General features: G+C 73.6%; 19 protein-coding genes and 1 pseudogene. 14 read left to right on the forward strand and 6 right to left on the reverse strand.

Annotated elements, in window-relative coordinates; all coding sequences use genetic code 11:
* Positions 1-29 precede the first annotated feature (29 nt).
* Positions 30-1,319: a hypothetical protein gene (locus ACFVHB_RS32485; protein ID WP_380329370.1), complete on the reverse strand. Its 1,290-nt coding sequence runs from the start codon at positions 1,317-1,319 to the stop codon at positions 30-32.
* Positions 1,320-1,725: 406 nt separating this feature from the next.
* Between ACFVHB_RS32485 and ACFVHB_RS32490 the strand changes: the two genes are divergently transcribed.
* Positions 1,726-3,372, forward strand: coding sequence for an alpha/beta hydrolase (locus ACFVHB_RS32490; RefSeq protein WP_380329372.1), 1,647 nt, complete (start codon positions 1,726-1,728; stop codon positions 3,370-3,372).
* A 289-nt stretch (positions 3,373-3,661) separates the two neighbouring features.
* Here the strand turns inward: ACFVHB_RS32490 and ACFVHB_RS32495 are convergent, their stop codons facing one another.
* Complete coding sequence (locus tag ACFVHB_RS32495) at positions 3,662-4,009, reverse strand: hypothetical protein (protein ID WP_380329374.1); 348 nt, start codon at positions 4,007-4,009, stop codon at positions 3,662-3,664.
* Positions 4,006-8,145, reverse strand: coding sequence for a polymorphic toxin-type HINT domain-containing protein (locus tag ACFVHB_RS32500; RefSeq protein WP_380329376.1), 4,140 nt, complete (start codon positions 8,143-8,145; stop codon positions 4,006-4,008). The genes ACFVHB_RS32495 and ACFVHB_RS32500 overlap by 4 nt, the downstream gene beginning before the upstream one ends.
* Before the next feature lie 435 nt (positions 8,146-8,580).
* Between ACFVHB_RS32500 and ACFVHB_RS32505 the strand changes: the two genes are divergently transcribed.
* The 4 genes and pseudogenes from ACFVHB_RS32505 to nadE form a co-directional block, all read left to right on the forward strand.
* Positions 8,581-9,072 carry a hypothetical protein gene (locus ACFVHB_RS32505; protein ID WP_380329378.1) on the forward strand — a complete coding sequence of 164 codons (492 nt, stop codon included), beginning with the start codon at positions 8,581-8,583 and terminating at the stop codon, positions 9,070-9,072.
* Positions 9,073-9,109: 37 nt separating this feature from the next.
* Entirely contained in the window at positions 9,110-9,637 is a 528-nt protein-coding gene (locus ACFVHB_RS32510; protein ID WP_380329380.1) for a hypothetical protein, read from the forward strand.
* An 85-nt stretch (positions 9,638-9,722) separates the two neighbouring features.
* Positions 9,723-10,904 (forward strand): trypsin-like serine protease, encoded by a 1,182-nt coding sequence (locus ACFVHB_RS32515; RefSeq protein ID WP_380329382.1) that lies wholly within the window; start codon positions 9,723-9,725, stop codon positions 10,902-10,904.
* Positions 10,905-11,272: 368 nt separating this feature from the next.
* Positions 11,273-12,100 (forward strand): annotated as a pseudogene (gene nadE, locus ACFVHB_RS32520) (ammonia-dependent NAD(+) synthetase); the annotation flags it as partial.
* 99 nt (positions 12,101-12,199) lie between these two features.
* Here nadE and ACFVHB_RS32525 read toward each other — a convergent pair.
* Positions 12,200-12,781, reverse strand: a complete 582-nt coding sequence (locus ACFVHB_RS32525) for a hypothetical protein (protein ID WP_380329443.1) — start codon at positions 12,779-12,781, stop codon at positions 12,200-12,202.
* Positions 12,782-13,002: 221 nt separating this feature from the next.
* Here ACFVHB_RS32525 and fabV point away from each other — a divergent pair, with 221 nt between their 5' ends.
* From fabV to ACFVHB_RS32570, 9 genes are all read left to right on the forward strand, one after another.
* Positions 13,003-14,217, forward strand: coding sequence for an enoyl-[acyl-carrier-protein] reductase FabV (gene fabV / locus ACFVHB_RS32530; RefSeq protein ID WP_380329384.1), 1,215 nt, complete (start codon positions 13,003-13,005; stop codon positions 14,215-14,217).
* 236 nt (positions 14,218-14,453) lie between these two features.
* On the forward strand, positions 14,454-14,657 hold the full coding sequence (locus ACFVHB_RS32535; protein ID WP_380329386.1) for a hypothetical protein: 204 nt from the start codon (positions 14,454-14,456) through the stop codon (positions 14,655-14,657).
* 219 nt (positions 14,658-14,876) lie between these two features.
* Complete coding sequence (locus ACFVHB_RS32540; protein WP_380329388.1) at positions 14,877-16,445, forward strand: Re/Si-specific NAD(P)(+) transhydrogenase subunit alpha; 1,569 nt, start codon at positions 14,877-14,879, stop codon at positions 16,443-16,445.
* A 5-nt stretch (positions 16,446-16,450) separates the two neighbouring features.
* Positions 16,451-17,926: a Re/Si-specific NAD(P)(+) transhydrogenase subunit beta gene (gene pntB / locus ACFVHB_RS32545; RefSeq protein WP_380329390.1), complete on the forward strand. Its 1,476-nt coding sequence runs from the start codon at positions 16,451-16,453 to the stop codon at positions 17,924-17,926.
* A 161-nt stretch (positions 17,927-18,087) separates the two neighbouring features.
* Positions 18,088-18,507, forward strand: a complete 420-nt coding sequence (locus tag ACFVHB_RS32550; RefSeq protein ID WP_380329392.1) for a YciI family protein — start codon at positions 18,088-18,090, stop codon at positions 18,505-18,507.
* Positions 18,480-19,871, forward strand: coding sequence for an RNA polymerase sigma factor (locus ACFVHB_RS32555; protein WP_380329394.1), 1,392 nt, complete (start codon positions 18,480-18,482; stop codon positions 19,869-19,871). The genes ACFVHB_RS32550 and ACFVHB_RS32555 overlap by 28 nt, the downstream gene beginning before the upstream one ends.
* A 165-nt stretch (positions 19,872-20,036) precedes the next feature.
* A complete protein-coding gene (locus tag ACFVHB_RS32560) occupies positions 20,037-21,623 on the forward strand; it encodes a phytoene desaturase family protein (protein ID WP_380329396.1) in 1,587 nt (528 codons plus the stop codon).
* A 142-nt stretch (positions 21,624-21,765) separates the two neighbouring features.
* Positions 21,766-22,554 (forward strand): class I SAM-dependent methyltransferase, encoded by a 789-nt coding sequence (locus ACFVHB_RS32565; RefSeq protein WP_380329398.1) that lies wholly within the window; start codon positions 21,766-21,768, stop codon positions 22,552-22,554.
* A gap of 116 nt (positions 22,555-22,670) precedes the next feature.
* Positions 22,671-23,351 carry a hypothetical protein gene (locus ACFVHB_RS32570; RefSeq protein WP_380329400.1) on the forward strand — a complete coding sequence of 227 codons (681 nt, stop codon included), beginning with the start codon at positions 22,671-22,673 and terminating at the stop codon, positions 23,349-23,351.
* 85 nt (positions 23,352-23,436) lie between these two features.
* Here the strand turns inward: ACFVHB_RS32570 and ACFVHB_RS32575 are convergent, their stop codons facing one another.
* Positions 23,437-23,562, reverse strand: a complete 126-nt coding sequence (locus ACFVHB_RS32575; protein WP_380329402.1) for a hypothetical protein — start codon at positions 23,560-23,562, stop codon at positions 23,437-23,439.
* Between the two features lie 147 nt (positions 23,563-23,709).
* Positions 23,710-25,005, reverse strand: coding sequence for a pyroglutamyl peptidase (locus ACFVHB_RS32580; RefSeq protein ID WP_380329404.1), 1,296 nt, complete (start codon positions 25,003-25,005; stop codon positions 23,710-23,712).
* Positions 25,006-25,254 lie beyond the last annotated feature (249 nt).

Genomic DNA, 25,254 nt, shown 5'->3' on the forward strand with positions numbered 1-25,254 from the left:
GCGCGGGGCCGGGGGCCGGTCCCAGGGGATCAGGGATGCAGGACGCGTGAGGGCGCCGCCGCGTTGTCGGCCGCCGCCTGGGAGCGGACGGCGCCGGTGACGCAGACGTCGTCGCCCGGCCAGGCCTCCCGCCACACGTAGCCGGCGACGCAGGTGTGCGGCCCGTACGGCCCGGACACCCAGCGGCTGTAGCGGGCCGCGTTGTCGGCGGCCGTCTGGCTGCGGGTCGCCGGCGTCACGCAGGTGTAGTCGCGGAAGTCGCCGTCCCGCCAGACGTACCCCGAGACGCAGGTGTTCGGCCCGTAGATCGCCACCGACGTCGCCGAGTAGACCGTCACGCTGGCGGTGCCGCCGCTGATCGACGTGGTGATCGAGTCGCCGTTGGCGTTCAGCGAGGTGACCGGCAGCCGGGCGCCGCCGTCCAGCGTGCGCTGCAGGTAGGGCGTCCCGTTGACGACCTCGTGGATCAGCACCACGTCGTTCGGGATCCCGGCGGAGTAGCCGGCCTTCCGGGTGAACTCCACCGTGTAGTAGTGGAACGGGTCCGAGCCGATCGGCACCCGCAGCAGCAGCGGGTGGGAGCCGTCGTCGCTCTGGAACGAGCTGAGGGTGTAACTGCTCCAGCCGGCCGGGGCGACCGCCACCCGGCCGTGGTCGACCCAGCCGAGCTTGTCGAGCTGGAAGCCGACCAGGCCCACCGGCTGCGTGTTGCCGTAGGAGCTGCCGGTGCCCGAGGCGTAGACGTTGGCCGCGCTCATCTCGTCCCACGGGTCGTCGTACTCACCCGGCTGGGACCACGGGGCGTTGCGGTAGCCGGTGTCGTTGGAGAAGGAGTGCCCGAGCCCGTACCCGTGCAGCATCTCGTGGGCGACGGACACCGAGCCGAGGCCCGTGCCGTCCAGGTAGATCGCGCCGCCCGCGCCCCACCAGTCGATGCTCACGTTCGTCACGACGACCGTGCGGTGCCCGGCCGGCACGGTGTACCCGCCGGCGCTCGCCGCGTTGACGCAGTCGTTGTACCTGGTCCACCGGTCCCGGGCCTGTTCCTGGGCGAGGGTGTAGGGCATCGTGAACCAGCCCGCGGCGTTGGAGTTGCGGATCCGCACCGCGCCGCCGGAGATGCTCTTGAAGTAGTCGTCCATGCCTCCGGTGCCGGCCCCGGAGTCGGTGAAGAAGTTCTTCAGCCAGGTCGCGCTGTGCGGCTCGGACGCGTTGTCCGAGACCTTGCACATCAGGATCGACCAGCCGGTGTTGCCCCGCACCGGCACCGCCTGTGCGCCCTGCGGAACAGCCCCCACCGCCATCATGAGCGCGGCCACGAGCACCGCTCCCCCGGCGCGGATCCGGCGCAACCACCGCATCCGTCCGCCATGTACCCGACAATCAGGCATACGCAAGCCCTCCCCCTCTCGGCACCCCCCGGGGCCCGTCCCCGGACAGGCGACCGCACCTGTACCCACGCACCGCCGCGCACTAAACACCCAGCGGAAACGGCCAGTTGAGAGCATCCGAACGCCCGATCGCGCCACCGGCGGCAGCCGGCCGTCGGATGCACACGTCGCACCCCGAGGCCGGACGGAGCATCAAACCCGCGGGATCACAGCAGGCGGCGGGGAGTTCGGCCGGATACGGCGCGCCGGTCCGCCGACTCCGACCCGATCACAGCTTGGTAACGTCCCGCCAGCTGACTGGATGTGACATTGCACATATCACATCATGCTCCCCATGAGAAAAGTCGTAGCCCTGCTCTCGGCGGCCGCGGCCGTCGCCGCCTTCGGCGGTACGTCCGCCAGTGCCGCCTCCGACGCACCCGCCCCCGAGGACGTCGGCCAGGGGAAGCTCGTCTGGAGCTCCTGCAACGACGCCGACACCCCCGCGCTGCAGTGCGCGATGCTCGAGGTGCCGGTGGACTACGCCGACCCGCGCGGCCGCAAGATCAAGATCAAGGTGAACCGCCTGCCCGCCACCGCGCCCAAGGAGAAGCAGCAGGGCCCGATCCTGCTCAACCCCGGCGGGCCCGGGTCCTCCGGGCTCTGGATGCCCGCCTTCGTCTCCGGGAAGCTCCCGCAGGACGTCGCCTCGACCTACGACTGGATCGGCTTCGACATCCGCGGCACCAACGCGAGCGAGCCCCACGTCGTCTGCGACGCCCACTACTTCGACGGCGAGCGCCCCGACTACCAGGTGAGCCAGGGCAGTTCGAAGGCCTGGCTGGCGAAGGCGGCCGGGTACGCCGCGAACTGCGCGGCCGACTGGTCGTGGCTCCTGCCGCACATGACCACCGCCGACAGCGCGCGCGACATGGACAGCATCCGGCGGGCGCTCGGCGTCCGGCAGATCAGCTTCTACGGCGGGTCCTGGGGCACCTCACTGGGCTCCACGTACGGCCAGCTCTTCCCCTCGCACGTGCGGCGGATGGTGCTGGACAGCATCGTCGGACCGACCATCAGCTGGTACGACCACAACATCCTGCAGGACAAGGAGCACCAGCGCCGCTTCGACGCCTTCGCGGCCTGGGCGGCCAAGGCCGACTCCGTCTACCACCTGGGCACCGACGCCGGGTCCGTCAAGAAGGCGTACGACCTGGTCGAGGCCGCGCTGCGGACCGAACCGGTGGACGCCGCGCCGGCTCCGGGCAAGATCGGCCCGGCCGAGTTCGAGGACACCTTCTACGGCGGCGGCTACAACTTCCTGCGCTGGCCCCGGATGGCCACCGTCCTCTCCGCCTACGTCACCCAGCACGACACCCGCCCGCTCGCCATCGCGTACAACCGGTACGCGGCGCCGGGCGGTGACGACGGCGCCTTCCCGGCCTACAACGCGGCGCAGTGCACCGAGAACGCGTGGCCGCGCGACTGGGAGTTCTGGAAGAAGGACCAGGCCAAGGTCAACGCGGTCGCGCCCTTCTACACGTACAACAACATGTGGTACAACGCCGCCTGCATGTTCTGGCCCTACCAGGGCAACCCGGCGGGCCGCACGAAGATCACCGGGAAGGGGCTGCCGCCCGTCCTGCTGTTCCAGGCCACCGAGGACGCCGCCACCCCGTACGAGGGCGGGCTCGCCATGCACGACGCGCTGCCCGGCTCGAAGCTGGTCGTGCAGAACGGCGGCAGCTTCCACGAGATCCTCTTCCACGGCAACGCCTGCCTGGACGACACCTTCACCGCCTACCTCCGCGACGGCAGCCTCCCCGCCGGCGGCGGCCGCATCGCCAAGACCTGCGCCCCCGAGGCCGATCCCGACCCCGTCTACGTGACCCCGCCGCCGGCCCCCACCGGCAAGGCCGCCACCGGCGCGGCCGCCGGCGGCACCGGCGCCGGCCCGCTCGCGCCCACCGACCCCGAGGCGGTCCGCGGCGCGCTCCACTGACCGGCCCCGCCCCGGGACCGTGGCGGGTGCCACGGCCCGGGGCGGCCGTCACCGGCCTCGGCTCACCCGGCGCCGAGCCGGTCGCGCCCGGCCACCGCCCGGCAGCGGCGCGGGGACGGGGCGTGGGCGCCGATCCCCGGCGTGCCGGGCACCGCGCCCGGCAGAGTGGCTGCCACCCGGGCAACACCATGACGTTGGCAGGACCGGGCGCGTGACGTTCGCGCCGAGGCGCCCCGTCGGAGAGGTCCGGCGGGGCGCCTCGGGTCCACGGGCCTCCGGTGAGCGGGGGTCAGATGCGCAGGACGCGCATGCCGCCGCAGACCACGAAGCCCTCGTGGGTGGCATCGGACAGGAGCAGGGTGTGGTAAATCTCGCGGTTTCGCTCGGGGATGTCGGCGAACTCCTCGATCTCGGGGGCTTCGCCGGCTCGAACAATACGCAGTTCATCGAAGCTGCGCCGGACCTTCATCGCCGCGACGTTCAGGAATTCGACCTCCAGGGCTCCGTCCGCTCCGTCGTCCCAGGTACGCAGCACCAGCCGGCGGTGCGACACCGAATAGGACCAGGGCCGGAACGCGCGCTCGATCCGCAGCGGGAGGTTGCCCAGGCCGGCCAGGAATGTCGTGTCGTTGCTCATTCGAAGGGGCTCTTCACCTCCACCCCGTTCTCGTACCATTTCACTCGTTTCTGCACCTCGGGCGGCGCATTCTTGATCAGTGCCAGCTCCCAGGAAGTGTAATTGCCCTTCGGGTCGACGACGTCCTTGGCCGACTCGGCCCATTCCCTCGCCTTTTCCCTCCCGATGTGGTCGAGGTTGAAGAAGATGTCGGACTTGTTCTCCGGCTTGACGGCCTCGCGGATGACGTCCTTCCAGTTCACGTTCGCGGGGAACGAGAGATGCGACTTCGCGTTGCGGGACTTGGCGAAGTCCCACAGGAGGTCACCGTTCTCCAGGGTCTCGGTGAGGCCGAGGGCGAGACGTTCCGGGCAGTAGGGCGCGTTGTGCACCAGCACCGGGGTGTCGCCTGCCAGCACGTAGTACGTGTGGAGCTCGTCGACGGTGAGGTTGTAGGCGGGCTGGAGCGTGTTCCAGTGCCGGACGCCGTCGATCCGGTGCGATTGGCCGGCCGGGTCCCTCAGGTCGTCGCCGGACTCCAGGTCGGCGGCGTCGAGCCACGTCCTCCGGTTCTCCGACCAGAACGGGTGGTGGTCAGTGCTGGTGAGCGATCGCCCGGCGTCCAGGGTGATGTCCGTGAAGTCACGGTCGTCGGGTGTGTAGATGGTGGCCGAGACGCGGCGCGGGCCCGTCACTCCGCTCGTGGGGTCGGTGGCGAGGACGCTGTCCCCCACCTTGACGGTCTCGATCGGGCGGCTGGTGCCGTCGCCCATCAGGACGCGGGTGCCGGCCGGGAAGCTGTTCGGCAGGGGGCAGGACGGCGGGACCCGGGTGACCAGCTTCTTGACGAACTCGGCGGCCTTCTCGCCCCAGGACCCGAACTTCTTGGCCCACTGGACGAGCTTGGCCACGGCCGCGCCGTCGCCCACGAGGGGAATCGCCGCGATGCACGAGACGGCCGCCTCCGCCGCCCTGCCCTCGACGGCGTAGTACGCGCAGTTGACGAGGTCGGCGATGTCGGCGAGACCGGGGGCGATGACACCCCCGGCGCCTCCGATGACGTCGAGGGTCAGGTGGATGGTCTCGGAGAAGAGGTGGTAGAGGAGGTTGACGTTGTCGCTGTCCTCCTTCTGCTTCTTGATCTCCTCCTCGATCGCGGCGATCGCGTCCTGCTTGTCCTTGGCGGCCTTCTCGTCCTTGGCCTTCTGCGCCGCGTCCTGCTGCTTGCGGAGTTCCTCGGCCGCCTTGCGCTCCTCCTCGAGCTTCGCCAGCCGGGCCTTGTCCTCGGCCTCCCGCTGGGTCTGGTAGCTGGCGAAGGCGTCGATCCGGGCCTGCTCCGCGGCTACGGCGTCCTTCCCGGCCGCCTCGGCGGAAGCCCGGGCGGCGTTCGCGGAGTCATTGGCCTCAGCCGCAGAGCGGCGCGCCTTGGCGGCCGACCGTTCGGCCCGCTGCGCGGAGTACGTGGCGGAGGCCGCATCGTGTTTGGCGGAGGCCTGGGCGGCGGTCGCCTTCTGGGCGGCCTGGGCGGCCTTCGTCGCCTCGGACTGAGCCGTGTCGGCGGCGGCCCGGGCCTTGGTCACGAAGTCCGCGGCGGTGTTCGCCGCCTGCTGGGCGGTGTTGGCGTAGCCGTTGGCCTCGGCGGCGGCGTCGCGGGCGACGGCGGCCACCCGCTGCGCCTCGGCGGCGTTCTGCTGGGCGGTGGCGGAGGCTGCGGTAGCCTCGGCGATGAGGCCCTTGACGTCGGCGATGTGGACGGCGGTCAGCCGGTCCTTCCGCTGGGCTCCGTACTGGCCTTCGGCCACGAAGGCGCGCAGCTGCCGGGCGGGGCCTTCGAGGGCGATCCGGGCGGCAGCCCTCAGTTCGGGCTCGGTGGCCGGGCTGTCCTCGAGCTGGGTGGCCGTGACACGGTCGTCGGCGGCCTGAGCGTCGATCACGCCCTGGTCGAGGAAGTCCCGCAGGGCCTCAGGGGTGTTCACCCGAAGGGCGGCATCGCCGGCGGCCTTCACAGCAGGGCCGGCCTTGTCCGTGATCCGGGCGATCGCGAGGCGGTTGTCCGGGGCGGCGGCCTGGTACTGGCCTGTGGCCACGAACGCGCTGATCCGGGCCGGGTCGCCTTGCAGGGCCTCGTAGGCAGCAGTTCGGACCGCCGCGTTCTCGGAGTCGAGGTAGATCTGCTGCGTGCGCTCGCGTTCGTCGCGATCGGCGGCCTTGCGGCGCTCGGTCCTGACGTAGGACAGGACGACCGCGTCGGTGCCGGACAATGCGGCCTCGGCTGCGGCTGTTCCCCAGGCGCCGGAGATCTTCCGGGAGATCAGGGCGAGCTTGCGGCCGTCGGTGACGACCTGCTCCGGGGCGGTACCGGGCTGGTCGACGAGCCGGGCCAGCCGGTCGGCCTCGGTCCTGGCCTTCTGGACGTCCTGGCGCGCCTGGTCGATCTCGGCCTGCTTCTCGGCGTCGGCGGCCTTGGTCTTGCGAGCCGCCTCGACGGCAACGGCGGTGCGGCTCGTCAGATCCTCGGCCTCGGTCCGGCGTGCCAGGTCCTGGATGCCGTTGGCCTTGTCGACCGCGTCCTGGGCGTCCTTGGCAAAGCCCGCGGCAGCCGCTGCGTGGTCAGTCGACTCCTGAGCCGCGTTGGCGCTGGCGCCGGCGTGGTCGGCCGCGTCGCGAGCAGCCTGGGCCGCGGCCGCGGCATGGGTCGCAGCGGACGACAGCAGATCCTTGGCGGCGGCAGCGGCCTGCGCCGCCTCCCCGGCCAGACCCTGCGAGGCCTGGGCGGCGCGGCCGGCCTCCGCCGCCTGGCGCCGGGTCGCCTCTGCGGCTCGCCTGGCCTTCGCGGACTGCGCACCGGCGCTGTCCGCATAGGCGCCCGCCTGCTCGGCAGAGCCTGCGGCCGCGTCGGCGTTGGCCTTGGCGCTCAACGCGGCGCCTGCCGCGTCCTTGCTGCCGGCGGCAGCCTTGTCCGCCTGCTCCAGCGCGGCCTTCGAGTCCGCGGCGATCTTGGCCGCCGCATCGGCTGCCTCGGCCGCCTCGCGCGCGGCAGCGGCCTTGGTCGCGTCACCCGCGGCGGCGGACGCCGCGGCGCGGGCCCGGGCGGCGGCCCGGGAGGCAGCGGAGGCCGCCGCCGCAGCCTGCGAAGCGGCGTAGGCGGCGGTACGCGCCGAGTTGTTGGCCGCGCGGGCGGCGGTGATGGCTGTCTGAGCAGCCGCTCCGGCGCGTTCGGCAGCGGACGCGGCGCTGTTGGCCGCGGCGGTGGCCTTGGCGGTGTCGTTGCCCGCGGCCCGGGTCTCGTCGGCGGCCCGGGCGGCGTCGTCCTTGGCCCGCTGGGCGTTGGCCACGGCGGTGTTCGAGGCCTCGGCCGCGGCCTGGGTCTCGCGGGCCGCCTGGGCGCCGGCGTCCTTCGCCTGCTGGGCCAGCTGCGCTATGCTCGCGCGCTCCTGATCCCGGTTCTGGGCGACGTACTGGCCGACGGCGAGGAACTCGCGGACGTCCTCGATCGAGCCGTTGAGCGCGTTGCGCGCCGCCGCCTGGACGTTGGGCCCGCCGGCACTGAGGATCTGGACGAGCCTTACCCGGTCGTCTGCGTCCCGGGCGCTGTACTGACCTTCGGTCAGGAACTTCTGGACATCGGTGATCGAGCCGCGCAGTGCGGCGTCGCCGGCGGCCCGAACGCCGCGGCCGGCACCGTCGATGATCCGGACGGTCCACAGGCGCTGATCCGTCTCAAGCGCTTGCTGCCAGCCGCTCTGCAGAAACGTGTGCAGGTCGGCGGCGCTGCTCTCGATCGCCCTGTTGGCCTCCTCGCGGACCTTCGGCCCGCCGACGCTGAAGATCTGGGAGGCCGCGAGCAGCTCGTCGGCGTGCTGTGCTCCGGCGAACTCGTCCTGAAGGAACCGCCGCACGTCCTGGTCGGAGCCGGCCAGCGCCGCCTCGGCAAGCGTGTGGACGCGCGGGCCACCGGAGAGCCAGGCCTGAACGGCACGCTCCCGGTCGCTCAGCTGGACCTGACCACCGACAGGTTCGCCGGCCGCGGCGGCGGGGAGGCCGCTGCCCACCAGACCGGTCAGGAGCGCGAGCGGCAGCAGCCGAAGGGAGACCCTCCCGAGCAGCGGTGGCCTCCCCCTCCTCCCACGGCGCAATCGGGCTGTCGAATCGTGCACCAGAAAACCTCCGCTCTCGACTTCGACCGGGAACCACGGCCGATCGGGAGCCTATCCGCACCTGATGCATCGACAGCAAACTTCTACCGCGCCATCACTGATGGTGAATCAGACCAGTCCGGCACCGCCGCCGAATGTGGATGAACATATACCGACATATGTGCCGGGCTCCCCCCAAAAACCCTCCGGAGACGAAACGTCCGACTGCACCAGGTGTTCACGGGCTGTAAGGCAGGTGGCACGGCGTCAGAGAATCTGGTTCGATACCCCAGACTTCGCCCCCTGGATGCAGGCGAGCGACGGCCTTCCCCGGGTGGTGGCCGATCGAGCAATTGACCTCTCGTCAATGTGCTGCCGGTCGGACTTTTCGAGCCGCCTTCGTCAATCGCCGGAATGCACCTGCCGGGACGGCTCGGATGAACGAAAGGAATCACCGTGGGAAACAACGTGTCCCGCTGGCTGGCGGCCGGCGCCATCGCCCTCGCAGCCACGCTGGGCGCCTCGGCACTCGCGTCGGCGGAGACCGCCCCCTCCGACAACTCCACTGCGCCGCCTGCCGTCGAGGACTTCAACTACCCCGGTCCCTCGCCCTTCAGCAACGTCAAGCTGCTACGCGGTGACGGCCACATCATCCTCTCCGACTGTGCCGTCGACGACCAGATCAGCGTGCTGAGCTTCGACCTCCCCAACAGCAGCGGCAACCAGATCTGCTTCCGCGCCACGGCCGGCACCGGCTACCTCGCGGTCGAGGTCCCCAACGTCATCCGCATCCGTACGGACGACTACGCGGTCAACGCCAAGCTCACCAGCGAAGGCGTCACGCAGAACATCGACATCGCCAAGGGTGCTGCGGTGAGCGTCGGGATCGGCAGTGGCACCGGCAACGGAAAGCCGACCACGCTCCTCGAGTTGCGCGTCACCGGCTGACCGGTCCCCGCCACCCACCGACCCCATGGAGCCCCAGGTGCTTCACAGCTTCCTCCCCCGGTCCGGGAAGGCCGGCCCTTCCCGCGCCCGCCGCTGGCTCGCCGCAGCCGCCGTGGCCGTGCCGGCCGTGATCGGCGCCTCCTCTCTCGCCGCCGCCGACACCACCCCGGCCCCGCCGCCGGCCGACGCCTCGGCGCCGCCGTCGGCGGTCGAGGACTTCGGTTACCCCGGCGCCGGCGGAATCACCAAGGTCAAACTGCTGCGCGGCGACGGGCACGTCCTGCTGACCGACTGCGCCCAGCCCAGCGAGATCCAGATCTGGACCCGTGCACCCGGAAATCCCGACAACAAGGTGTGCTTCACCGCCGCCGGTACCGTCGGGACACTCACCCTCGAGCTGCCCGACGTGTTCGCCGTCCAGACCAGCGGCCGCGCTGTACGCGTCGGCCTCACAGTCGGCGGCGCCGCCCAGACCCTCGATGTACCCAAGGACGGCTTCCAGGGCGTGGGCGAAGGTACCGGCCAGGCTCCGAGCACCCTCGTCGACCTGCGCATCACCGGCTGAGCCCCGCCGCCCCATCCCGCCACTCCATCCCGACGCCCGGCGACCAGCGCCCGGCGTCCGATCCACGACTGACAGGAATCCACACGTGCTTCGCAAGACCTCGCCGCGCGCCTGGCGGGCATGCGTCACGGCGGCCGCCGCGGCCGCCGGCGCGCTCGCCCTCTTCTCGTCCGCCCCCGCGGGTGCGGTCGCCGGTGACACCGTTCCGAACGGCGACTACACGTTCACCACCAAGCTCGACATCGGTGACGGTCAGCGCTCGTGCACCGGCGCGCTGGTGGACCCGTACTGGGTGCTGACCGCGAGCAGCTGCTTCGCCGACGACCCGGCCCAGCCGCTGGCCCTGGCGGCCGGCGCCCCCAAACTGAAGACGGTCGCCACGGTCGGCCGCACCGACCTGAACACCACGGCCGGGTTCGTCACCGAGGTCTCCGAGCTGGTGCCCCGAGCCGACCGCGACCTGGTGCTGGCCAAGCTGGCCAAACCCGCCCAGGGCATTCCGACCGTCGGTCTGGGCGCCGCGCCGGCCGCCGGCGAGACCCTGACCGTTACCGGTTACGGCCGCACCAAGAGCGAGTGGGTGCCGACCGCGCTGCACACGGCGTCCTTCACCGTGCAGTCGGCGGCCGCCACCACGGTCTCGGTCAGCGGGAAGACGGCCGGCAAGGACGCGATCTGCAAGGGCGACGCCGGTGGCCCGGCGCTGCGCGCCGTCGGCGGAAAGGTGGAGCTGGCTGCTGTCAACAGCCGTTCCTGGCAGGGTGGTTGCTTCGGCTCGACGGAGACTCGAACCGGTGCGGAGGAGAGCCGGGTCGACGACCTGGCGAGCTGGCTGTTCGACACCCGCCTGCACACCGCCTCGGTGGTCAACAGCTTGAGCGGGCTGTGCGCCTACGTGTCCTGGCGAACCCCGGAGTGGGGCGCGCCGGTCGTCCAGATCGGCTGCGACAAGCAGTACGTCGATCAGGTCTGGGACTTCCAGAAGACCGCGAACGGCGGCTACCAGATCCGCAACACCTACTCCAACAAGTGCATGCTGGTCTCCTGGCGGACCCCGGACAACGGCGGCCCGGTCGTCCAGGCCGACTGCGACCCGCAGTACCCGGACCAGGTGTGGAAGCTGGAGAAGGTCGACACCGGCTACCAGATCCGCAACACCTACTCCAACAAGTGCATGGTGGCCTGGTCGGGCGACACCTCCCCGGGTTCGAAGCTGACCCAGTACGACTGCGTCCCCCAGTACGCGGACCAGGTCTGGACGCTCTGACGCCACATCAACCGCCCACGCCCGGGCGGCGGACGACGACTCCCGGCCGACCCGTCCGCTGCCCGGGCGTCTGCTGCCAGTACGAGAGCCCATCGACGCGGGCCGCTCCGGGGAAGCCGGCCGACCGGGCCGGTGACGCACTGGTGCGCGCCCAGCGGACCCAGAGCCGGCAGGCCGTCGGCGACTGCCGGCGTCGACGACCACACGCCGGCTCCCGGTGCACGCGCCGGGGCGGCCCTGCTGGTGGGCGCGGGGTCGTGGACGTGGGGCCGGGCGCGCCCCGGCCCGCCACCCGCCCGCCGTTCGGCGGACGGCGCTGGATAGGGTGGGCGGGACAGCACACCGTGGACCGGGAACGAGGAGCAGACGTGAGCGAGGCGGCACCCATCGCCCTGCAGCAGGAGATCGCCCGGGAACTCCAGGTCGCCGAGACCTTCGACCCGGAGCAGGAGGTCGAGCGCCGGGTGGCCTTCCTCGCCGACCGGCTGATCTCCACCGGGCTGCGCTCGCTCGTGCTCGGCATCAGCGGCGGCGTCGACTCCACCACGGCCGGCCGGCTGTGCCAGCTCGCCGTCGAGCGGGCCCGGGCCGCCGGCCACGAGGCGCGCTTCTACGCGATGCGGCTGCCCTACGGGGTCCAGGCCGACGAGCACGACGCCCAGCTCGCGCTCTCCTTCATCCGCGCCGACCACGTGCTGACCGTGGACGTCAAGCCCGCGAGCGACGCCGCGCTCCAGGCCGCGCTGGCCGCCGGCGTGACCTTCCGCGACGCCCACCACCAGGACTTCGTGGGCGGCAACATCAAGGCCCGCCAGCGCATGATCGCCCAGTACGCGGTGGCCGGCGCGTACGACGGCCTGGTCGTCGGCACGGACCACGCCGCCGAGGCGGTCTCCGGCTTCTTCACCAAGTTCGGCGACGGCGCCGCCGACCTCGTCCCGCTGACCGGCCTGACCAAGCGCCGGGTCCGCGCCGTCGCGGACGCCCTGGGCGCCCCGGCCGAGCTGGTGTGGAAGACCCCGACGGCCGACCTGGAGACCCTCGACCCGGGCAAGGCCGACGAGGACGCGCTCGGGGTCACCTACGACGACATCGACGACTTCCTGGAGGGCAAGCCGGTCGACGGGCAGGCCTTCGAGACGATCGTCCGCCGCTACCGCCTCACCGAGCACCCCCCCCCGCTCCCCACCGCCCCCGCACCCCCCCGGCCACGGCGGGCCCCGGCCCGACGGGCCCCGGGCCGGTCCCGCTTCGGTACCGGCCCGGGGCCCGCTCGCGTCACCACCGGCCTGCGGTCAGAGCCCGAAGTACTCCACGGCCCGTGCGGCGACCTCGTGGGGCCCCAGGTGCGTGTTGTCGATCAGCAGGTGCGACTCGGGCACGGCGGCGAAGTCGTCGACCGAGTTGAGGCGGTACTCGGCGTCCATGCCGATCAGGTTGGCGTCGGACCACTCCAGGTCCCGCTTGGAGGGCTTCTCCGCCAGGCGGGACTCGCCGCCGTTGCGCACCAGCCGGACGTCCTGGTCGGCGGACAGCTCCAGGAACAGCACCCGCGAGCCGCGCTCGCGGAACGGGGCCGCGTAGCGTTCGACCAGTGCGGCGTCCTCGGGGTCGTCGAAGTCCCAGACGAGGGTGAACACCAGGCCCGGCAGGCCGCTGGCGGCGGCCTCGGCGAAGATCTGCTCGCGGAAGGCGTGGTTGAGCCGCTGGAACTGCGGCGACTCGTACGGGAACAGGCGCAGCAGCGGCTCGATGGTCAGGTGGTTGTGGAAGAGCTTGAAACCCGTGCGCTCGGCTATGGCGCCGCCCACGGTCATCTTCCCGACCGCGGCCGGGCCGATGACGAAGAGCAGGGTCGGTGGTGTGCTGTCGGACATCGCGCCAGCATAGGGCGCCAGATGATCTTCGTCGACCGTCTGCCGTGATCAGGGCCGCTTCCCGCCGGGCCGGACGTGTGGCAACACTCCAAAACCGACTCATGATCATTGTTCCCTGACGCGGCCCCCGCCCGCAGCGCCGCCGTCGCAGACTGGCGGGGATGCGGTGGCGTCCCAGCCGGCAGCCACCACCCCCGCCCAGCCGACCAAGGACTGCCGTCGTGAACGAGCGCGTTCTCACCCCCCGCAACCGGGGCTTCCTCTTCCTCGACTCCCACCCGGCGGGCTGCCGGCAGTCGGTCGCCGACATGTGGCAGGCCTGCCCCGCCCCCGCGGACGTCCCGTCCGGCGACGGGCCGGTGGCGCTGGTCATCGGCTCCTCGGCCGGGTACGGCCTCGCCGCGACCCTCGCCGGACTCAAGCGCGCCGGCATCCGGGGCATCGCGGTGTGCTTCGAGAAGGCCCCCACCGAGCGGCGCACCGCCACCGCCGGCTGGTACCGCACGGCGGCCACCGCCGACCTCGCCCGCGAGGCCGGGCGGGACCTGGTGTTCCTCAACGGCGACGCGTTCTCCGACGCGATGAAGAACCGGGTCGCCGACCTCATCGAGCGGCGTTTCGGCGGCGGGCTGGACCACCTGATCTACTCGGTGGCCGCACCGCGGCGCACCGATCCCGACACCGGCGCCACCTACGCCTCCGTCCTCAGGCCGATCGGCCGGGCCAACCGCACCAAGACCCTCGTCTTCGACGACCAGGGCGTTCCCGAGGTCCGTGAGGTCGAGACCGGGCCGGCCGAGGGGGACGACGTCGAGCAGACCGTGGCCGTGATGGGCGGCGCGGACTGGGAACGCTGGATCGACCACCTCGCCGGCCGGGGCCTGCTGGCCGACGGCTTCACCACCGCCGCGCTGTCGTACATCGGTTCGCCGCTGACGGCCGCGATCTACCGGCAGGGCACCATCGGCGCGGCCAAGGCCCACCTGGAGGCCACCGCCCGCACCCTGAACGAGCGGCTCGGCAAGACGGTGGGCGGGCGCGCCGTGACCTCCGTCAACGGCGCCGCCGTCACCCAGTCCTCCACCGCCATCCCCGGCATCGCCCTGTACACCGGCCTGCTGCGCGGTGTCCTCGGCGAGGGCGTCGTCCCGCCGATCCGCCAGCTCGCCGCCCTGTGGGACCAGCTCACCGGCGCCGCCCCGCTCGCCCTGGACGACGAGGGCCGGATCCGCCTGGACACCTGGGAACTCACCGACGACGTCCAGGCGGCCGTCGCCGAGCGCTGGGAGACCGCCGACACCGCCACCATCGCCCGGCTCGCCGACCTCGACTGGTTCCACGCCGAGGTCCAGCGCCTGTACGGGTTCTCCGTGCCGGGCGTCGACTACACCGCCGCGGTCGCCACCGACGTCCCCTGGCCCGACCACACCTCCTGACCCGGGCTCAGCCCCCGGGACCGGACGGGGCCTCGCACTTATGGTTCCGGCCCCGGCGGGCGCGGGCGCGCTGACGGGGCGGGTGACACCCTGATCGACCACGAAGGAGGGCCACCACCGCAAGTACGCCGCACGAGGGAACGCGGGACGGGTCGTACCCCCGACCACGTCTGCGTGCACGGCGTCCACGGCTCCCCCGCGCACACCACGGCCCGGGCGGGCCGGCCGGCGCGCTGATGGACGCGGCGATCGGCTTCGCCCGGGACGACACCGACGCCGCACGGCTGATGCCGGGGGTCCACGAGGGCCGCCCGCGCGCCCGGGCCGGCTCCCGGCGGCTCGGATTCGCCGACACCGGCAGCGTGATCCGCTCCGGGCCGGACCCGGCCGAGAAGCCGCACGTCCTCGGCCACCAGCACGTTCGCACCACCCCGGTGTAGCCCGCCCGGGCGACGCGGACGCGGCTGCGCGACCCGGCCGATCCCGCCCGTGGACCGGTCCGGACCGCCGGGTGGAGCGCGAACGGGTGAAGCATGTCACTGCTGCGCCCTGTGCCCTCGCGGGGCCTGGACGGGTAGGTTCCTGCGTCCAAGGGGGAGGACCCCCCTCGGATGCGGATCCCGCCGTCAACGGCTCCTCCGACGAGAGAGGCACGAGTGATGTCTGCACAGGACTCCACCCACCACCCCCCGCGGCGCGTCGGTGTGGTCGCCGAGTCAGCCGCCGGGGAGACCCGGGTCGCCGCGACGCCGTCGACGGTCCGCGGGCTGCTCGGGCTCGGCTACGAGGTCGTGGTCGACTCCGGGGCCGGTGAGGCCGCCGGCTTCACCGACGCGGCCTACACCGAGGCCGGCGCGCACATCGGGGACGCCTGGTCGGCCGACATCGTCCTGAAGGTCAACGCGCCGTCGACCGCGGAGATCGCCCGGTTGCGTGACGGCGCGACGCTGGTCGGCCTGCTCGCCCCGGCGCAGCGGCCCGAACTGCTGGAGGCGCTGTCGTCGCGCCCGATCACCGCGCTCGCGCTGGACGCGGTGCCGCGGATCTCGCGGGCGCAGTCGATGGACGTGCTCAGCTCGATGGCGAACATCGCCGGGTACCGGGCCGTGATCGAGGCGGCCCACGTGTTCGGGCGTTTCTTCACCGGCCAGGTCACGGCCGCGGGCAAGGTCCCGCCGGCGAAGGTCCTGGTGGCGGGGGCCGGGGTGGCCGGGCTCGCCGCGATCGGGGCCGCCTCCAGCCTGGGGGCGATCGTCCGCGCGACCGACCCGCGGCCCGAGGTCGCCGACCAGGTCAAGTCGTTGGGCGGCGAGTACCTGGCGGTGAACGTCGTCCAGGAGGCGAGCACCGACGGCTACGCCAAGGCGACGTCGGCCGACTACGACCGCGCCGCGGCCGCGCTCTACCACGAGCAGGCCGCGGACGTGGACATCGTCATCACCACCGCGCTGATCCCCGGGCGGCCCGCGCCGCGCCTGCTCACCGCCGCGGACGTGGCGGCGATGAAGCCCGGGAGCGTCATCGTCGACATGGCCGCCGCCCAGGGCGGCAACGTCGAGGGCACGGTCGCGGGCCGCACGGTGGTCACCGGCAACGGCGTGACCATCATCGGCTACACCGATCTCGCGTCCCGGCTGCCCGCCCAGGCGTCCCAGCTGTTCGGCACCAACCTGGTCAACCTGCTCACGCTGCTGACGCCGGGCAAGGACGGGCAGTTGGTGGTCGACTTCGACGACGTCGTCCAGCGCGCGGTGACCGTGGTCCGGGCCGGCGAGGTCACCTGGCCCCCACCGCCGGTGGCCGTCTCGGCCGCCCCCGCCGCGCCGCCCGCGGCCGCGCCGGCGGTGCCGGAGCCGAAGCGGCCCCGGCTCACCCCGGCGGCCCGGTTCGGCCTGATCGGCCTCGGCATGCTGGCGACGTTCCTGCTGGTCGCCTTCGCCCCGGCCCAACTCGCCGAGAACTTCACGGTGTTCGCGCTAGCGGTGGTGATCGGCTACTACGTCATCGGGAAGGTCCACCACGCCCTGCACACCCCGCTGATGTCGGTGACCAACGCGATCTCCGGGATCGTGGTGGTCGGCGCGCTGCTGCAGATCGGGCACCAGGGCGTGCTCGTCACCGTGCTGTCCTTCGTGGCGGTCCTGCTGACCAGCGTGAACATCTTCGGCGGCTTCGCCGTCACCCGCCGCATGCTGAACATGTTCTCGACGTCCCCGGAAAGGCGCTGAGCCCGATGACTTCCACGACGGCCGCCCACGCCGCGGACCTGGTCGCCGCGCTGTTGTTCATCCTCAGTCTGGCCGGGCTGTCCCAGCACCGCACCTCCCGCGCCGGCGTCGGCTACGGCATCGCCGGCATGGCCCTCGCCCTGGTCGCCACCGTCGTGGTGGCGGCGCAGAGCATCACCGCCGGCGCGGTCGCCCTGATCGTCCTCGCGATGGCGCTGGGCGGCGCGATCGGCCTGTTGCGGGCGCGGCAGGTCGAGATGACGCAGATGCCGGAACTGATCGCCGTCCTGCACAGCTTCGTCGGCCTCGCCGCGGTGCTGGTGGGCTGGAACAGCTACCTGGAGGTGGAGTCGCACGGCTCGGCCCAGACCGCCGTCCCGGCCGACCTGCTGGGCATCCACCACGCCGAGGTCTTCATCGGCATTTTCATCGGAGCGGTCACCTTCACCGGCTCCGTCGTCGCCTTCCTCAAGCTGTCCGCCCGGATCGCCTCCCGTCCGCTGGTGCTGCCCGGCAAGAACGCGCTCAACCTCGGCGCGCTCGGCGCGTTCGCGGGGCTGACGGTCTGGTTCACCGTCAGCCCGGGCCTCGGCCTGATGATCGCGGTGACCGTGCTCGCGCTGGCGCTGGGCTGGCACCTGGTCGCCTCGATCGGCGGCGGCGACATGCCCGTCGTCGTCTCCATGCTCAACAGCTACTCCGGCTGGGCGGCGGCGGCCGCCGGGTTCCTGCTCGACAACAACCTGCTCATCGTCACCGGCGCCCTGGTCGGCTCCTCCGGCGCCTACCTGTCGTACATCATGTGCAAGGCGATGAACCGCTCGTTCCTCTCCGTCATCGCCGGCGGCTTCGGCATCGAGGCCTCCGCGAGCGGGGGCGAGGAGCAGGGTGAGCACCGCGAGATCCGCGCCGAGGAGGCGGCCCGGCAGCTCGCGCAGGCCCGGTCGGTCGTCATCACCCCCGGTTACGGGATGGCGGTGGCGCAGGCGCAGCACCCGGTCGCGGAGCTCACCCGCCGGCTGCGCGAGCGCGGTGTCGAGGTCCGCTTCGGCGTCCACCCCGTCGCCGGTCGGCTGCCCGGTCACATGAACGTGCTGCTCGCCGAGGCGAAGGTGCCGTACGACATCGTGCTGGAGATGGACGAGATCAACGACGACTTCGCGGAGACCTCCGTCGTCCTCGTTATCGGCGCCAACGACACCGTCAACCCGGCCGCCACCGACGACCCGTCCAGCCCGATCGCCGGCATGCCGGTGCTGCGGGTGTGGGAGGCGGAGCAGGTGATCGTCTTCAAGCGGTCGATGGCCTCCGGCTACGCGGGGGTCCAGAACCCGCTGTTCTTCCGGGAGAACAGCGGGATGCTCTTCGGCGACGCGAAGCAGAGCGTCGAGGAGATCCTCCGCGCGCTCGACGCGGACGGCCGGGGCGAGGCGGCACCGCCGGTCCGCCGGGCGACGGCGGACGGGCGGGCCACGGTGTAGCTCGGACGGGGGCGGGGCGGCGGACGCGGACCCGGCGGCGGGGCGGCGGGACGGCGGGAAGAAGGAGTTCCGGCTCTCCGCCGTGTCGATCCGCGGCCGCCCCGTTCGACCTGGGATAGAGAGGGTCGGACAGCGGACCCCCGGACGTGAGGAGACCAGCCATGGCCAAGTACATGTTGATCATGCGGGGCAGCGACGAGTCGGTCGCGAAGATGACGGAGACGCCCTTCGAGGAGATGCTCGAAACGATGGGGCGCTACAACGAGGAGCTGATCCGGGCGGGCGTGCTCGTCGCGGCCGAGGGTCTGGACGACCCTTCGAAGGGCGTGGTGGTCGACCTCGGCGGGGAGACCCCGGTGGTCACCGACGGCCCGTACGGCGAGACCAAGGAGCTGTTCGGCGGCTTCTACATCCTCGACGTGGCCTCGAAGGAGGAGGCGGTCGCCTGGGCCAAGCGCATGCCGCCCTTCCCCGGCACGAAGATCGAGATCCGGCGGGTGCCGGGCATCGACGAGTTCCCGCAGGACAACGAGTGGATCATCAAGGAGCGGGCATGGCGCGAGCGGACCGGCCAGGTCTGACGCCCGCGCCACCCGACGGCCCGCCGACCGACGGCCCGCCGACCGGCGCCCCGCCGGGCGACGGCCCCCCGACCGACGACCGGCCGGGCGCCGCGTCGGCCCGGCGGGCCGTCGAGGCCCTCTGGCGGATCGAGTCCGCGCGGATCGTCGGCGCGCTCACCCGCTACACCGGCGACTTCGACCTCGCCGAGGACGTCGCCCAGGAGGCCCTGGAGCAGGCACTCGTCGCCTGGGCGCGCGACGGCGAACCGGCCAGCCCGGTGGGCTGGCTGCTCGCCACCGCGCGGCGGCGCGCCATCGACCGGTTCCGCCGCCGCTCCGCCCTCGACGACCGGTACGCCGCGCTGGCGGGCCGGCTCGCCGAGGGCGAGGCCAGCTCCGGTGCCGAGCCCGCTCCGGACCGCTCGGACGACCCGCCCTGGGACCCGGACCGGATCGAGGACGACGTCCTCGCGCTGATGTTCGTGGCCTGCCACCCCGTGCTCTCCCCCGAGGCCCGCACGGCGCTGACCCTGCGCGTGGTCGCCGGCCTCACCAGCGAGGAGATCGCCCGCGCGTTCCTCGTACCCGTGCCGACCGTCCAGGCGCGGATCACCCGGGCGAAGCGGACGATCGCCGCCGCCGGGGTGCCCTTCGAGGTGCCGCCGGCGCGGGAGCGGCGCGAGCGTCTCGGCGGCGTCCTGAGCGTGCTGTACGTGATCTTCACGGAGGGCTCGACGGCGACCACCGGCGACCGGCTGCTGCGGCCGGACCTCGCCTACGAGGCGATCCGACTGGCCCGGACGCTGGCCGCGCTGCTGCCCGACGAGCCGGAGGTGTCCGGGCTGCTCGCACTGTTCGAGCTCACCGCCGCGCGGTTCCCCGCGCGCACCGGGCCCGACGGCGAGGCGGTCCTGCTGGAGGACCAGGACCGCCGGCTCTGGGACCGCGCCGCGGTCCGACGCGGCCTGGCCGCGCTCGGCCGGGCGACGGCCGCCGGGCGCGGCCTCGGGCCGTACGGCCTCCAGGCGGCGATCGCCGCCTGCCACGCCGAGGCCCCGTCCGTCCCGGCGACCGACTGGGACCGGATCGTGCTCCTCTACGAGGCGCTCGGCCGGGTCGCGCCCTCCCCCGTCGTCGAGCTCAACCGGGCCGTCGCCGTCGCCATGGCCACCGGACCGCAGGAGGCGCTGGACATCGTCGACGGCCTGGCCGCCTCCGGCCGCCTGTCGGGCTCCCACCTGCTGCCGGGCGTGCGCGGCGAGCTGCTCACCCGGCTCGGCCGCACCGCCGAGGCGCGGGCCGAGCTGCAGCTGGCCGCCCGGCTGTGCCGCAACACCCGCGAGCGGTCGGTGCTGCTGCGCAAGGCGGCCGCCCTCGCCTGACGCGGCGGCGCCCTGCTCGCGCCGGCCGGACACCCGCGCTCCTCCGCGAGCACGGCTGCGAGTGGTGCAGGCGGGCGGCAGCCGGTTACCCCCGGCCCGCCCCGGACACCGCCCGCGCGGCGCGGTCACCGCGCTCCCGCCGACCCCGCACGGGAGACTGGTGCCATGGACGGCGGACCCGGCACGGGTGGACGCGGCACGGGCGGACCCGGCAGCGGTGGAGCCGGCAGCGGCGGACCGGGCACGAACGGAGCCGGCAGCGGTGGACGCGGCCGGTCGGCGCGCGCCGACCGGCCCACCGCCGTCGTGGTCGGATCCGGCCCGAACGGACTGGCCGCCGCCGTCCGGCTCGCCCGGTCCGGCGTCCGCGTCACCGTCCTGGAGGCCGCCGACGAGATCGGCGGCGGCGCCCGCAGCGGCGAGGCGATCCTCCCCGGACTCCTGCACGACCACTGTTCCGCCGTCCACCTGATCACCGTCGGCTCGCCGTTCCTGCGCGGACTCGGCCTGCACCGCTACGGACTCGAGTGGCGCCTCCCCGAGATCGACTGCGTCCACCCGCTCGACGACGGCACCGCGGGCGTCCTGCACCGCTCCGTCGCGAAGACCGCGGCCGGGCTCGGCACGGACGGAGCCCGCTGGAGCCGCCTGTTCGCGGCCCCCGCCGCGACGTACGACGAACTCGCCGAGGACATCATGCGCCCGCTGCCGCGCCTCCCCCGCCACCCGCTGCGCCTCGCCCGCTTCGGCGCCCCGGCCCTGCTGCCGGCCGCCACCCTGGCGCGCGCGTTCGCCGGCGAGCAGGCCCGGGCGCTGTTCGGCGGTGTGGCCGCCCACGCCTTCCGGCCCCTGGACCGACCGCTCAGTTCGGCCGTCGGTCTCGGCATCCTGGCCGCCGGCCACCGGCACGGATGGGCGGTGGCCGCCGGCGGATCCGGCTCGATCAGCCGGGCCCTGGCCGCCCTGCTCGTCGACCTCGGCGGCACGATCGAGACCGGCCGGCGGATCCGGTCGGCGGCGCAGCTGCCGCCCGCCGACCTCACCATGCTCGATCTCGCGCCGAGTGCCGCGGCCGACCTCCTCGGCGACCGGCTGCCGCCCCGCGTCGCCCGCGCCTACCGCCGGTTCCGGCACGGGCCGGGCGCCTTCAAGGTCGACTTCGCCGTGGCCGGCGGCGTCCCGTGGACGGCCGAACCAGCGCGGCGGGCCGGCACGGTGCACCTCGGCGGCACCTTCGACGAAGTCGCCGCCGCCGAGCGGGAGATCACCGCCGGACGGATGCCCCCGCGGCCGTTCGTCCTGGTCGGCCAGCAATACCTGGCCGACCCGCAACGCTCGGTCGGTGACGTCCACCCGGTGTGGAGCTACGCCCACGTGCCGCACGGCTACTCCGGCGACGCCACCGAGGCCATCACGGCCCAGATCGAACGGTTCGCCCCCGGGTTCCGGGACCGCGTCGTCGGGCGCTGCGTCCGTTCCACGGCCGGGTTCGCCGCCGACAACCCGAACTTCACCGGCGGCGACATCATGACCGGGGCCAAGGACGTCCCCCAGCTGCTGTTCGGCCCCCGGATCACCCTCCGCCCGTACGACACCGGCGTCCCGGGCCACTACCTCTGCTCGGCGGCCACCCCACCCGGCCCCGGTGTCCACGGCATGTGCGGCGCCAACGCCGCCGAGACCGCCCTCCGCCGGCTCGGCGTCGACCCCGGCGTGCGACAACCGGACTCCGGCCCGGCGCATGACGACTGAACATCAGAGGCGTGACGGAGCCGCTGGCTTGACGGGATGTCGGCTGTTCCGACACGCGGGCAGGAACGTCCCTGCAGTCGCGGCGCGCCCGCCCGCGGTGCAATGACCGGGCGACAGCGCGCCGTCGAACGGGGAGTGCCAGATGGAAGTGAAGACCGCGGAATCCGGTCCGGTCCGGGTGCTGGACGTCTCCGGCGCCGACTACCGCCGCGCGTTCGAGCAGTTCCTCGCCGGCACCGACGAGAAGCCGCTCACCCACGCGCGCCTCGGCGAGGTCGTCGCCGGGCTGGAGAACCGCCGGGTGCTGCTGGACGTGGGTGCCGGCGAGGGCCGCACCACCGCGTACCTGGGGCAGTACTTCGAGCGCACGGTGGCCGTCGAACCCAGCGCGGCGATGCGCGAGAAGCTGCGCCTGGCCTGCCCCGACGCCGTGGTCCTGCCGGACCCGATCGACCGGGCGCAGCCGCCCGAGCCGGCCGACCTGGTCCACCTCTCGCACGTGCTGTACTACGTGCCGCCGCAGGACTGGCTGCCCGCGGTCCGCCGGCTCCTGGACTGGACGGCATCCGGCGGCACCCTGCTGGTGGTGCTGCAGAACCCGGAGAGCCCGTGCATGCGGATGGCCGCGCACTTCACCGGCGTCCGGTACGACCTGCGGCCGCTGGCCGACCGCCTGCGCGAGCGCGAGCCCGCCCACGAGTACGCGCTCGAATCGCTCGACCTCCACTACCGGACCGACCGCCTGGACGAGGCGCTGGACGTCGCCGAGTTCATGGTCAACGTGGCCGAACTGGCCACCGTGGACCCGCTGCCCGACCGGGCCGACCTGGCCGCCTACGTCCGGCGCCACTTCACCCGGCCGGACGGCGGCTACGCCATCGGCCACACCCAGGACATGCTGACCGTCCGCCGGGCCCGCCCCGCCGGGTGAGCCCCGGGTGGGCCGGGTGTGTCCCGCGTCTCATCGGCGCCCCCGTCTGGTTCGTCCCCGTCCCGATGTGGTGGGATGTGCCGTCACGAGGTGATGGCCGCTGACGGGGGTGCGGGTTGAGGAGTGGACGGCTGCTGGGGGCCGGGCTGGACGCGGACGCGGTCCGGCTCGCCGCGGTGGGACTGGTTCGTCTGGCCACGAACGAGTGGCTGGGCGAAGCGGCCGGGGCCCCGGCGTGGGTGTGGCAGTTGCGGGCGGCCTCGTTCGCGGACACCTGGCTGGCGTTCGCCGGACCGGCGGCGCCGGGGCTGCGGGCGCCGGCGGGAACGGTCGTGCGGGCCGTCGCGTACCGGGCGGCGGAGCTGGTCCTCGACGCCCGCGCGGAGGACGCTCCGGCCGCGCTGGAGTGGCTCGGCCTGCGGTCGGCCGAGGCCCGTGACCGGGCGTGCCGGACGGGTGCCGCGCACCCGGCCGAACCGGCCGCGCTGGCCCTGGTCTGGCACGGCGTCCAGGCGATCACCGCCCTCGGCGCCCACACCGCCGAGGGCCGGGAGCCGCACGACCGGCGGATCGCCGAACGCCGCGACGCGTACGTCCGCGAACGGCACCACCGCCAGGACACCCTGGCGCTGCTGCTCTCCTGCGCCCGGATCGCCGCCGCCGCGCTGGTGGAGGCGAGCGACGGCGACGCCGGCCGGGCGGACCGGTGGCTGGAGGAGGAGGCCGCCCGGTGCATGAGGCCCGGCGGCCTCGTACCGCTCTGGGTGCCGGGCCGGCCCGGACCGCCGGCCGGCTGACCCCCCGCACGCCGGCTGCGCGCCGCGGGCGGACCGGGGCCCGACCGGGGGCGGCCGGATACGGCCGGGACGGCCGGGCGGTGGATCAGCCGGCCCGGCCGCGCGGCAGGACGGCGCGGACGACGGCGCCGACGGCGGCGTTGGTCGCGGTGAAGGTGCCGCCGAGCTCCTCGGCGCGTTCGCCATGACGCCTCGGGGAAGGCGCAGCCACCCCGTCGACGACGCGCCGAGGGGGCTGCACCGGCAGGCGATGTGCGGTGGCGCGGGCGCCGCGCGCGAGAGCGCCTCGTCGGTTCCGGGACCGACCCCGTGGCCGGAGTGCGCTTCGCCGAGGCGCCCCGGGTACCGGCGGGGCGACTCAGGGGGTCGCGTGGCGCAGGATGTCCAGCACCTCGCCGGTGATCGCGGCCTCGTTCCGTTCCAGGTCGGGGCCGGTGAGCTGCTCGGGCTGTGCGGGCAGGCCGGTCAGCACGGGGGTGTGCAGGTGGCCGCCCGGCACCGCCGGGGCGAGTTCGAGCCGCAACCGGTTGGAGCGGTAGGCGACTTCGTTGGAGAGGTACCCGCCGCCGCCCCCCGCCACGGCGCGCGAGCCGGGGGTCGGGCCGTCCTCGCGGTCGACCGGCTCGCCGCCACCGGCCGGGATCTCGGTGACGGCGGTGTTCAGTCGGACCGGGTACGGCTGCTGCACGGCGGTCATCCCGTCGGCGGGCAGCGTGGTGGCGATGAACTCCGCGCCGGGGCCCAGGCCCGGGGCGGTGACCGGGTGGTCGCGGGTGCCGCCGGCGAGGGCGTCGACGTTGTCCGGGTAGGGGTCCGCGGAGCGGGCGCGGCCCGCCCACGCCTCCAGGGTGAACAGTCCGGGGTAGCCCTGGCTGATCGTGGTGATCTGGTCGGCGGCGCGCGAGCCGGGCGCGAGGCGCGGGCCGAAGGCGCGCTCGACGATGCCGCGGTCGAAGTCGCCGTAGCGCACCGGCAGCACGACGGCCCGGATCTCGGCCCGGGTGCCGTCGGCCAGGGTGATCCGCCGGCCGTTCAGCTGGAGGACGGCCGAGCCGGAGGGGTTGGCCCGGCGCAGTTCGGTGTCCAGGCCGAACGGGTCGAAGCCGCTGACGAACACCCGGCGCACGCCCGCGGCGCCGCTGAAGCCGTTGTCCCGCAGCCCGCGCGAGGCGTCCTCGAACCGCTGCCGCAACCGGCTGGCGTCCACGGTGAAGTCGGGCTGCCACTTGGCGAGTTGGACGGTCATGGCCAGCCGGGTCCAGTACAGCGGGCGGTCGTCCTGGGCGGGCAGGTCGCCGCCGCCGCGCCGGCCCTGGGCCCGGTCGACCGCCGCCCACCAGAGCGCCTCGCCCCAGGCGTCGACCAGCCGCTCGGCCTCCGCGGCGCTGCGGGTGGCGCACAGCGCGGCCGGGAAGCGGCGGACGAAGTCACCGAGGCCGGCCCGTTCGGTGAAGGCGGCGGTCCGGGTGTCCCGCAGCCGGGCCTGCTCGGGGTCCGCTCCCCCGTCGGTGGACATGCCGATCGCGGCCCCGGCCGGGGCGGACGTGGCGGAACAGGCGGACTGCGCCTGAGCCGGGACGGCGGTCGGGAGCAGCAGCGCGGCCAGGGCGCCGGCGAGGGTGACGGCCAGTGTGGCGGGGCGGGCTATGGTCATGAAATGTGACAGTACATCGACAGCTGACGGCCCGCCAGACGTTCCGGCACACCGGCCGCACCCCGGCCGTGCGGACGCTCGGACGCACAACGGCCGCCCGCGCCGACCACCGGTGTCACTGGCGGAGGAGTTCGCAGAAGCGGCCCAGGGCGCGGTCGGTGCGGTCGCGGTCGCCGGTGGTCGCGAGGTCGAACAGCAGGCCCCGGTGCAGCTCCGCCCCGCATGGAGGGCCGGATCCGACACGGACCG

Source organism: Kitasatospora sp. NPDC127111, assembly GCF_042677465.1.
Classification (GTDB): Bacteria; Actinomycetota; Actinomycetes; order Streptomycetales; family Streptomycetaceae; genus Kitasatospora.

What these genes read in the sequence shown, in the direction of transcription:
- ACFVHB_RS32580 (WP_380329404.1), bottom strand. Translation starts at nt 25,005, where the DNA reads ATGACCATAGCCCGCCCCGCCACACTGGCCGTCACCCTCGCCGGCGCC.
- ACFVHB_RS32535 (WP_380329386.1), top strand. Translation starts at nt 14,454, where the DNA reads ATGGACGCGGCGATCGGCTTCGCCCGGGACGACACCGACGCCGCACGG.
- ACFVHB_RS32540 (WP_380329388.1), top strand. Translation starts at nt 14,877, where the DNA reads ATGTCTGCACAGGACTCCACCCACCACCCCCCGCGGCGCGTCGGTGTG.
- ACFVHB_RS32495 (WP_380329374.1), bottom strand. Translation starts at nt 4,009, where the DNA reads ATGAGCAACGACACGACATTCCTGGCCGGCCTGGGCAACCTCCCGCTG.
- ACFVHB_RS32550 (WP_380329392.1), top strand. Translation starts at nt 18,088, where the DNA reads ATGGCCAAGTACATGTTGATCATGCGGGGCAGCGACGAGTCGGTCGCG.
- ACFVHB_RS32560 (WP_380329396.1), top strand. Translation starts at nt 20,037, where the DNA reads ATGGACGGCGGACCCGGCACGGGTGGACGCGGCACGGGCGGACCCGGC.
- ACFVHB_RS32525 (WP_380329443.1), bottom strand. Translation starts at nt 12,781, where the DNA reads ATGTCCGACAGCACACCACCGACCCTGCTCTTCGTCATCGGCCCGGCC.
- ACFVHB_RS32555 (WP_380329394.1), top strand. Translation starts at nt 18,480, where the DNA reads ATGGCGCGAGCGGACCGGCCAGGTCTGACGCCCGCGCCACCCGACGGC.
- ACFVHB_RS32490 (WP_380329372.1), top strand. Translation starts at nt 1,726, where the DNA reads ATGAGAAAAGTCGTAGCCCTGCTCTCGGCGGCCGCGGCCGTCGCCGCC.
- ACFVHB_RS32565 (WP_380329398.1), top strand. Translation starts at nt 21,766, where the DNA reads ATGGAAGTGAAGACCGCGGAATCCGGTCCGGTCCGGGTGCTGGACGTC.
- pntB (WP_380329390.1), top strand. Translation starts at nt 16,451, where the DNA reads ATGACTTCCACGACGGCCGCCCACGCCGCGGACCTGGTCGCCGCGCTG.